8 protein-coding genes (1 of these 8 only partly in view) are annotated in these 8435 nt (G+C 32.1%); 3 read left to right on the plus strand and 5 right to left on the minus strand.

The genetic code is table 11. The annotated features are described in order from the left end of the window. Window positions 1–17 precede the first annotated feature (17 nt). Both DVK85_RS01870 and DVK85_RS01875 read right to left on the minus strand, forming a co-directional pair. Window positions 18–200, minus strand: a complete 183-nt coding sequence (locus DVK85_RS01870) for a hypothetical protein (protein ID WP_114676810.1) — start codon at window positions 198–200, stop codon at window positions 18–20. Window positions 201–395: 195 nt separating this feature from the next. Continuing rightward, window positions 396–1121, minus strand: a complete 726-nt coding sequence (locus DVK85_RS01875) for a LytR/AlgR family response regulator transcription factor (protein ID WP_114676811.1) — start codon at window positions 1119–1121, stop codon at window positions 396–398. A 103-nt stretch (window positions 1122–1224) separates the two neighbouring features. Here DVK85_RS01875 and DVK85_RS01880 point away from each other — a divergent pair, with 103 nt between their 5' ends. Beyond that, complete coding sequence (locus DVK85_RS01880; RefSeq protein ID WP_114676812.1) at window positions 1225–1905, plus strand: response regulator; 681 nt, start codon at window positions 1225–1227, stop codon at window positions 1903–1905. On the opposite strand, the gene DVK85_RS01885 is transcribed toward DVK85_RS01880, so the two are convergent. Further along, complete coding sequence (locus tag DVK85_RS01885) at window positions 1883–2974, minus strand: anhydro-N-acetylmuramic acid kinase (protein ID WP_114676813.1); 1092 nt, start codon at window positions 2972–2974, stop codon at window positions 1883–1885. The two genes, DVK85_RS01880 and DVK85_RS01885, sit on opposite strands and share 23 nt — an antisense overlap. An 87-nt stretch (window positions 2975–3061) precedes the next feature. Between DVK85_RS01885 and DVK85_RS01890 the strand changes: the two genes are divergently transcribed. Then, window positions 3062–4204: an acyl-CoA dehydrogenase gene (locus DVK85_RS01890; protein WP_114676814.1), complete on the plus strand. Its 1143-nt coding sequence runs from the start codon at window positions 3062–3064 to the stop codon at window positions 4202–4204. Window positions 4205–4215: 11 nt separating this feature from the next. On the opposite strand, the gene DVK85_RS01895 is transcribed toward DVK85_RS01890, so the two are convergent. Continuing rightward, complete coding sequence (locus tag DVK85_RS01895) at window positions 4216–4584, minus strand: hypothetical protein (protein ID WP_127960538.1); 369 nt, start codon at window positions 4582–4584, stop codon at window positions 4216–4218. 308 nt (window positions 4585–4892) lie between these two features. On the opposite strand from DVK85_RS01895, the gene DVK85_RS01900 reads away from it, so the two are divergent. After that, window positions 4893–5231: a helix-turn-helix domain-containing protein gene (locus DVK85_RS01900; protein WP_114676816.1), complete on the plus strand. Its 339-nt coding sequence runs from the start codon at window positions 4893–4895 to the stop codon at window positions 5229–5231. Window positions 5232–5346: 115 nt separating this feature from the next. Here DVK85_RS01900 and DVK85_RS01905 read toward each other — a convergent pair whose 3' ends face one another. Beyond that, a protein-coding gene (locus tag DVK85_RS01905; protein WP_114676817.1) for a T9SS type B sorting domain-containing protein crosses the window boundary here: on the minus strand, window positions 5347–8435 show its 3' portion. It continues 208 nt past the right edge of the window; the window shows 3089 of its 3297 coding nt (coding positions 209–3297); its start codon lies off the right edge, out of view — the gene reads right to left on this strand; it ends in the stop codon at window positions 5347–5349.

The raw sequence follows: 8435 nt of genomic DNA on the forward strand, positions 1-8435 counted from the left end.
TTATGTTAACTTTATAATTATGGCTTCATAGGAGGTAATGGAAGATCTTTATCTCCATTATCAACAGGGGTACCAGTATTTGGAAAAGGTATACCATCAGCCTGAGTTTCTGTATTCATATCGCTGTCATCAGTAGAACAAGATGTAGCGGTTAGACCTAAAAATGCTACTAAACCTAAGATAAGAAGATTTTTTTTCATGATAATCAAATTTTTTTAATTGTAAGGATGTGTATTTCTTTTAAATTAATTTCTTTAGAAAAACAATCGTTATTCCGATTATTTCTGATACAAAAATAGGTGCAAAAAACACCGTAGCATAATGATTTACAATACGTTTGGTAAAGTGCATGAGTCTGTGAGTAACTCGACCGATTTTAAGGGTAATTAGTTATATTACAAATATTCAGGTGCTATTTTTTTTATTATAGCATCAACATTTTCCTTAAAGGTTTTGGAAAACGATATAGAAACATCACTATGATTTAGGTAGCATAATGATTTTCCTGTATTAATACGCGAAATGTAATTACTGTTTACAATATAACTATTATGAATACGGAAAAAGAATAAAGGTAAGTTTGCTTCATAATGTTTTAATGTTTTATAAGCAGTAAGTTTCCTCCCATTTTGCAAATAGAAATCGGTAGTATTATTATCTGCTTTTAAATAAACAATATCATGCAATGAAATAAATTGATAATCACCATAAGAGCGTATACAAATTGTATTATTGGCTATTACAGGATTTGTTTTCTGGAACTTCAATAATGTTTTTCGCAACTCCATTGTGCTAAGTGGCTTCAATAAATAATCTGAAACTCCAGCTTTTATAGCATCAAAAGCATATTTTGGGGTACTAGTAAGTACCACAAAATAAGGCAATATATCTAAAAATTGATATAAGTCGCTTATAATAGATAAAGATAATTTACTACCTCTTTTTTTTGAAGCTACTTCTATAAAAACAATTTGAGGTTCAAGTTCTAATATTTTATTTATAGCTTCATCTTTATTAGTTGCTATACCTGCACAGTAATATTCAGGGAAACCTTCGAATGAAGATAAAATTTCCTTTACATTATTGTCATTATCATCTATAATTAGGTACGAATATTGCATCTAAAAAATCTAGGCAAATTATTTCGGCAATTTAAAAATAATCATTTTGTCTATTTTACGGTTTTCCCGTAATTTTTGTTAATTTTGTATATATCTTAATTTCATGATAAAAGATTTAAATATTTTAATCGTTGATGATCACCCTATGACGGTTAACGGATATGCAAATGTGCTATCTGAAGAAAAGTTTGAAGGGTATAATTTAGTTTTCACAAAAGCATTGAATTGTGAAGACGCATATAAACTTATAGTAGAATCTGCAAACAAAAATAGTCCTTTTGATATTGCATATTTAGATTTGAGTTTACCACCATATCCTGATAAAAATATATTTTCAGGGTTCGACTTGGGTATGCTCATTAAAAACACAATTCCTGAGTGTACCATTATAATACTTACTATGCATAGTGAAGCTACGCTAGTAGATAGGCTTATTAAAGAAATAAACCCAAAGGGTATATTATGTAAAAGCGACATTGATATTGATGAGTTTCTTAATGCTTTTAAAGTTATTTTTGAAAACAATGAAACTTACTTTAGTAATAAAATTGTAAAATCAATAAAAGATCAAGTTTTTGATAATTACAACCTTGACAATTATGATAAGCAAATACTCATGCGCCTCTCTGAAGGGATACTTACCAAAAACATACCCAACTATGTGCCATTATCATTAAGTACTATAGAGAAAAGAAAAGCGCGCATGAAAAACATGTTATTACAAGGAAAAAGTGGTGATGATTATGAACTTATAGAAGCCATTAAGAAAATGGGCGTATTGTAGGCTGTATAACAATACCCGAACTGTGATTACTTTTAGCTCCTGTTACACTACATAAAACATTAACTTCATTCCGCAATTTAAGAACACCTAGCAAGGCAAATACTAATGCCTCTTTATACTGTATTGTTTTATCGTCTGGTATAGTAATAGTTGTAGATGGTAAAAAATATTTAAGCTTATTAATTAGAAAATCATTATAAGCTCCGCCACCTGTTACTAATAAACTACCATTTGCTTTTTTATTCAAAATCGCTTTCGCTATTTGAGCAGCACTATGAGTAGCAAATGTGCACAGCTTATCTTTTATAGCACCATTGCTATGCTCCATAATAGGTAATACTACCTCTTTTACATACTCAAACCCTAATGACTTAGGATAGGGCATTTTATAATAATCAAGATTATTGAGTAATTCTAATAATTCGGGCACTACCCTACCTGTTGCTGCTATAGCACCACCATCATCATAAGCATACCCTAAAATACCTGCATAATAATTCAATACTATATTTACAGGGCAAATATCATATGCTACTCTATCATCATCTTCCTCAAAAGAAATATTAGAAAAACCACCTAAATTAAGGCAAAAATCATATTCACTAAACAATAACCTGTCACCTATAGGTACAAGGGGCGCTCCCTGCCCTCCCATAGCAACATCTTGCACTCTAAAATCGTAAATCACAGTATTTCTTACCATATTAGCTATAAATGGAAGATTTCCTATTTGCAATGTAACACCATTTTTAGGCTGATGCAATATAGTATGCCCGTGCGAGCAAACTGCATCAAGATTGTTAATATTATTTTTAGTTATAAAATCATTTATAACTCCTGTAAGTAGAACAGTATAATCTTGATTAAGCATTTTCAAAGCATCAGTATCAAAATCTATTGCTACTTGCAACCTCCTTACCCATGCTGAGCTGTAGGGAACAGTTTGCGATTCGTGTATTACATAACTCCATTGTGCCCCTTCTTTGATCAAAGAAATATGCGCCAAATCGACTCCGTCGAGTGATGTACCCGACATAATCCCTAAAACGTTATAGTTTTGCTTATTCATGGGCTAAAATTACTTATTCTAGTTGAAAATTTGGCAATTAATAATTACATTTGAGCACAATAAAACAAAAAACAAAGCTAGATACTTATGGATTTTAAACTTACTGAAGAACACCTGATGATACAGCAGGCAGCTAGAGATTTTGCACAAACAGAATTACTGCCGGGTGTTATAGAAAGAGATGAAACACAAACTTTCCCTACTGAACAAATAAAGAAAATGGGGGAGCTTGGCTTTTTAGGAATGATGGTTGACCCTAAATATGGTGGTAGTGGGCTAGATACTATATCTTATGTACTTGCTATGGAAGAAATTTCTAAAATAGATGCTTCAGCTTCAGTAGTTATGTCTGTAAACAATTCACTTGTTTGCTGGGGACTACAAACATTTGGTACAGAAGAACAAAAACAAAAATACCTTACACGTCTTGCTACTGGCGAAATTATAGGAGCTTTCTGCCTTTCTGAACCAGAAGCAGGAAGTGATGCTACATCACAAAAAACAACTGCTATAGACAAGGGTGACCATTACTTACTTAACGGTACTAAAAACTGGATAACTAACGGTAATACTGCCGATGTTTATCTTGTAATAGCACAAACCGATGTTGAAAAAAAACATAAAGGAATTAATGCCCTTATAATAGAAAAAGGTATGCCAGGCTTTGAAATTGGCGCTAAAGAACAAAAACTAGGTATTAGAGGTTCTGATACACACTCATTAATGTTTACTGATGTTAAAGTACCTAAAGAAAACCGTATAGGCGAAGATGGGTTTGGTTTTAAATTTGCCATGAAAACTCTTTCTGGTGGTAGAATTGGTATTGCTTCACAAGCTTTGGGTATTGCCTCAGGAGCTTATGAATTAGCCCTTAAATACTCTAAAGAGCGTAAAGCTTTTGGCACAGAGATATGTAACCACCAAGCTATAGCTTTTAAACTAGCTGATATGGCTGTAAGTATTGAGGCTGCTCGTCACCTTTGTATTAAAGCAGCATGGGATAAAGACAACCATAATAACTATGACATCAGCGGAGCTATGGCAAAATTATATGCATCGCAAGTAGCTATGGACACCACTATAGAGGCTGTACAAATACATGGTGGTAACGGATATGTTAAAGAATACCATGTTGAGCGTTTAATGCGTGATGCTAAAATAACTCAGATATATGAGGGAACATCTGAAATACAGAAAATAGTAATATCGAGATCTATTATCTCTCAATAATTAAAAGCCGGTTATACCGGCTTTTTTTGTATCTCTTCCGAAGCTAAATTTATAGGAGTAATTAGCTTAAGGATAGAGTTTACTAAATCATTTTTATTTAAGTTTACATCTATATGTATAAAGTCGCCATCTCTTTGTAGTATAGCACCGCTTTCTAGCGGAGAACAAAGTATTGTTTTCATACCAGGGCGTTGCAGTTTCATATAGTCCAATAACTCTAGCTCATCATTAAGAAAAAAGACTAGAGAGTCTGCTCCATCTTTCGAATCTTCTTCACTACAATTATTCACATTAAAGTGTTGTAGTTGACAGTTTTGGGGGGTATTGTTTTTTAACAAATCAAAATACCCTAATTGATTGTCATAAATCCAAATCTTCATAAGAGTTGTCATTTTTTTAAGATTTAAAAAATAATTATTAAAAAATAATTATATAGCTATTATTTATTTGTTTTTAATCGAAAAAAAACAGCTGTATGTCGAAAAAAATAATCTGCCCCCCGGTAATTATTTACACTTTGCTACTTTTACGATAGAAATTCAATAAGTAATTAAAAAACGAATTAAAAAAGAGCTTATATTCTTTATAATAAGTCAATTAATTATTCAAATTTAAGATTAATTATTTAATTATAATCTTAACAATTAATTATTTTTTAAATTAATACACATCTAAAACTAAATAAATTATGAATGTAATTGGGCAAAAAATAAAAAAGCTAAGAGAAGAGAAGGGCATCACGCAAGAAGCAATGGCGTTGCAACTAGATGTAACGCAAAGTAATTACGGAAGACTTGAAAAAGATGACCGCAGGCTTAATGTTGTTAAACTCTTAAAAATAGTAAGAATATTAAACACAAATATCTCTTATGTTTTTAATGAAACAGAAAACAACATTACAGAAAGTAATGCAAACCTTAGTAGTACTAACAAAGAAGTATATGATATACTTGTAGAAAGTCTTAGAGCAGAGATACAACATCTTAAAGAAGAAATAAACTTTCTTAGGGTAATTGTAAAAAACTAATTCTACTACATCTTATACAACACAAAACTGTATAACTTTATAAAGCCCTGCTATTTTTTAATAGCAGGGCTTTATGTGTTTAAAAATTGTTACTATCTAAATAGTAAAGAGCCTATTAACGAAGTAAAGAAAAATGCCCCTTATGTACCCTTCCATCCTGACGGTTCACCACAAACCAATAATCAGTAGAAGGTAATCTTTTACCATTATATGTGCCATCCCACCCTTGGCTTTGTGCATCAAAGCCCGTAATAAGTTTACCATACCTATCGTATATAAACACATCTAATTCAGGTTCGAAAAAAGAAAAAGGTATTCTCCAAGTCTCATTTATACCATCGCCATTAGGAGTAAAAAACTTCGGATAGTATAATAGTACTACTTGCTCTTCTACTACACCACAACCATTTATATCTCGAATGTAAACAGTATACACTCCTGCCTCAAGACCTGTAAAAACATTTTCATTTTGATATAAAAAACCATCTATAGAATATTCATACTCTCCATCGCCTATTACAGATACTATAATTGTATTATTATTATACGTCCAGTCCTCTGTATCAATATCTATTACAGTTGGAACAGATGATAATGCTACTGTAATCTCGCCACTCGCATCACATGATCCTTGTGTAACAGTAACCGTATAGTTTCCGAGTTCACTTACTGTAATAGAAGATGAAGTTTCACCTGTTGACCATAAATAACTATCATATCCGTTTCCTGCAAATAATGTCACTATAGCATCTTCGTCACATAAATAATATGTTTCCTGTAATTGTAATACAGGATTTGGGGCAAGTAATAATTGAAAAGAAACAACATCATAACAAATAGATATATAATTATGAATAAGACGGGCGTAAATAGTAGTTGCCAACTGAGTTGCTGTATATAACTCTGGTAATGCATTAACTCCTGCATCTGCATCTGCTTGAGAAATATGGTAAGTAAGTATATATAAGCTCTCATTCTGATCTCCTAGAATAATGCTATTCAATTCTGATAAATCAAAATCATGAGAGATACCTATTTCATTATTAACATCAAAGCAATCAAAAACATAATTAGGTTCATTGGCAACTACCAAATCAGGTAATACATCAATATTTTGTGTTAAGCGCGATATATTCCCACAATCATCTTCTATCGCAAATTGATAAGTACCTGATGCAAGATTAGAAAATATATTGTTTGTACCATTATCAAGAATGACTTCATTAGTTACCGAGTTCTCTATTCTATAATGAAGCGGAGCTATACCATCTGCATCTATATAAATATCATCCGGATTAATAGTACATGATAGTTTATACAAACCATTAATTCTTGGTTGATTAAGATAATTAAATGTACCAAGTACTTCTAGGCAGTTTTTTACTTCATTTCCATTACCAAAACTTTCAAAAGCTTTAATAATTCTAAAATCTCCCGAAAAAGTTAGATTGAATATTGTAGTATTATTAGGCAATGATAATGAGTTATCTTCAGTGGGTATACTATCGTCTGGATATATAACAGCTGTATCAGGGTGTCCCCATTCATTTGTATCTGCATTTAATAACTTTTGCAGCCAATAAGTAGGTTCTCCAGAAGATACAGCATCATCAGTCATCATTATATCAAAAGAACCACAATTTGGTATAAAAGTAAATGGATTATCCGATGGTTGATACCCCTCTACCGTAACGGTTAGCTCTCTTTGAAGACCACAAATATCAATACCTTGAAATGTATAATTACCTTCGGGTAAATTATCTAAATATAAATCTCCCGAATCTATACTTGCAGATAAATCTGAAGGAATAGTACCTTCATATCCCATAGGAGCAGATAGTAACATAACAGATGTTAATGCACCGTTACCACTCGACATTTCTATAGAGCCTAAGCCTATAGTACAATCAATTAATGTACTTATGGTAAAATCTTGCTCTACAAATGGCGGAATTGTTACTTCTTTCTCATAAACCTGTCCGCATTCATCAATTATTCGAATTAAATAAGTACCTAGAGGAAGGTTAGTTAAATTTAATCTTCCATTACTGTTAATAAAAGAAGATACATCTTGTGGTAATGACTCAGTCTCATTAAGTGTTTCTACATAAGCAAGAGGCGCGTCCAATATTTCTGCCGAAACCACATCTCTTTCACCTATAAAAGCTATAATTCTACCTAAATCTGAAAAGCAACCATTATTTCTACCAATAACAGTAGGATTAGGAAGATTATTTGCAACCTCAAAAGCTACAGCAGATGTACGACCACAAGCATCTATTAAAACTACAGAATAGTTCCCCTCAGGGACAGGTGTATTTATATCACCATAAGCCACAATACCATTTATAGCATTATTATCATCAAATGGTCCAGGATGTTCTGGATTAAATAAAATAGGATTAAAAACATCATTCTCAGGAACTACATCAAATAACAATGTAAAAGGAGGACTATAATGACCTGCATCTAAAATAAAATACTTAGTACCACAATCCATTTCCTCAATAGTATAAGCTAGTGTAGGCTGAGGGTTAACTGCCATACCTGAGTTTCCATACGCTATGTCGCAACCATTCGTTATAGAAATATCATAAGTATACGGTGTACCATCATATAACTGAAACTCATTAATCAATTCTAACATATTTGGAACACCTTCATTATACACCTGAGTTTGTATAATCTCAGGAATTCCATTTGGAGGATATATAGTATAAATAATAGTTAATGGATAACTGATAACAATTCCATCTGGATAAGTAATAGTATTAGTTATAATAACAGAATCACAATCAGTAGTAATTGACTCGTCATAGGTAGGTATAGATATTGTGGGGCTTGCGGGTTGTAGTATTAATGTATAAGTAGTCACTACACCCTGCCCGCAAATATCAAAAACACGTATATTATAAGTACCTGGAGCTAAACCTTCAAAAATAGTAGACGTTTGGAGAGGTCTCGTTTCAGGACCAGATATAATTTCATACTCTGCAGCCGTACCATTAGTCGTAATAATTTCTATTTGACCACCTACGGAACAATTTTGATTAACGGAATTTATATCATACTGCAAAGGCTCTATGATATTATTAATAGTCACAATAGCTTCTTCTAAGTTTGATTCACCATTAAAAGACTGTACTGCTATAACGGTATAAGTACCTGAATCAAGATTAGAAACCGAAAAAGAATTAGTAACTG

The sequence above is a fragment of the Flavobacterium arcticum genome, assembly GCF_003344925.1.
Taxonomy (GTDB): Bacteria; Bacteroidota; Bacteroidia; order Flavobacteriales; family Flavobacteriaceae; genus Flavobacterium; species Flavobacterium arcticum.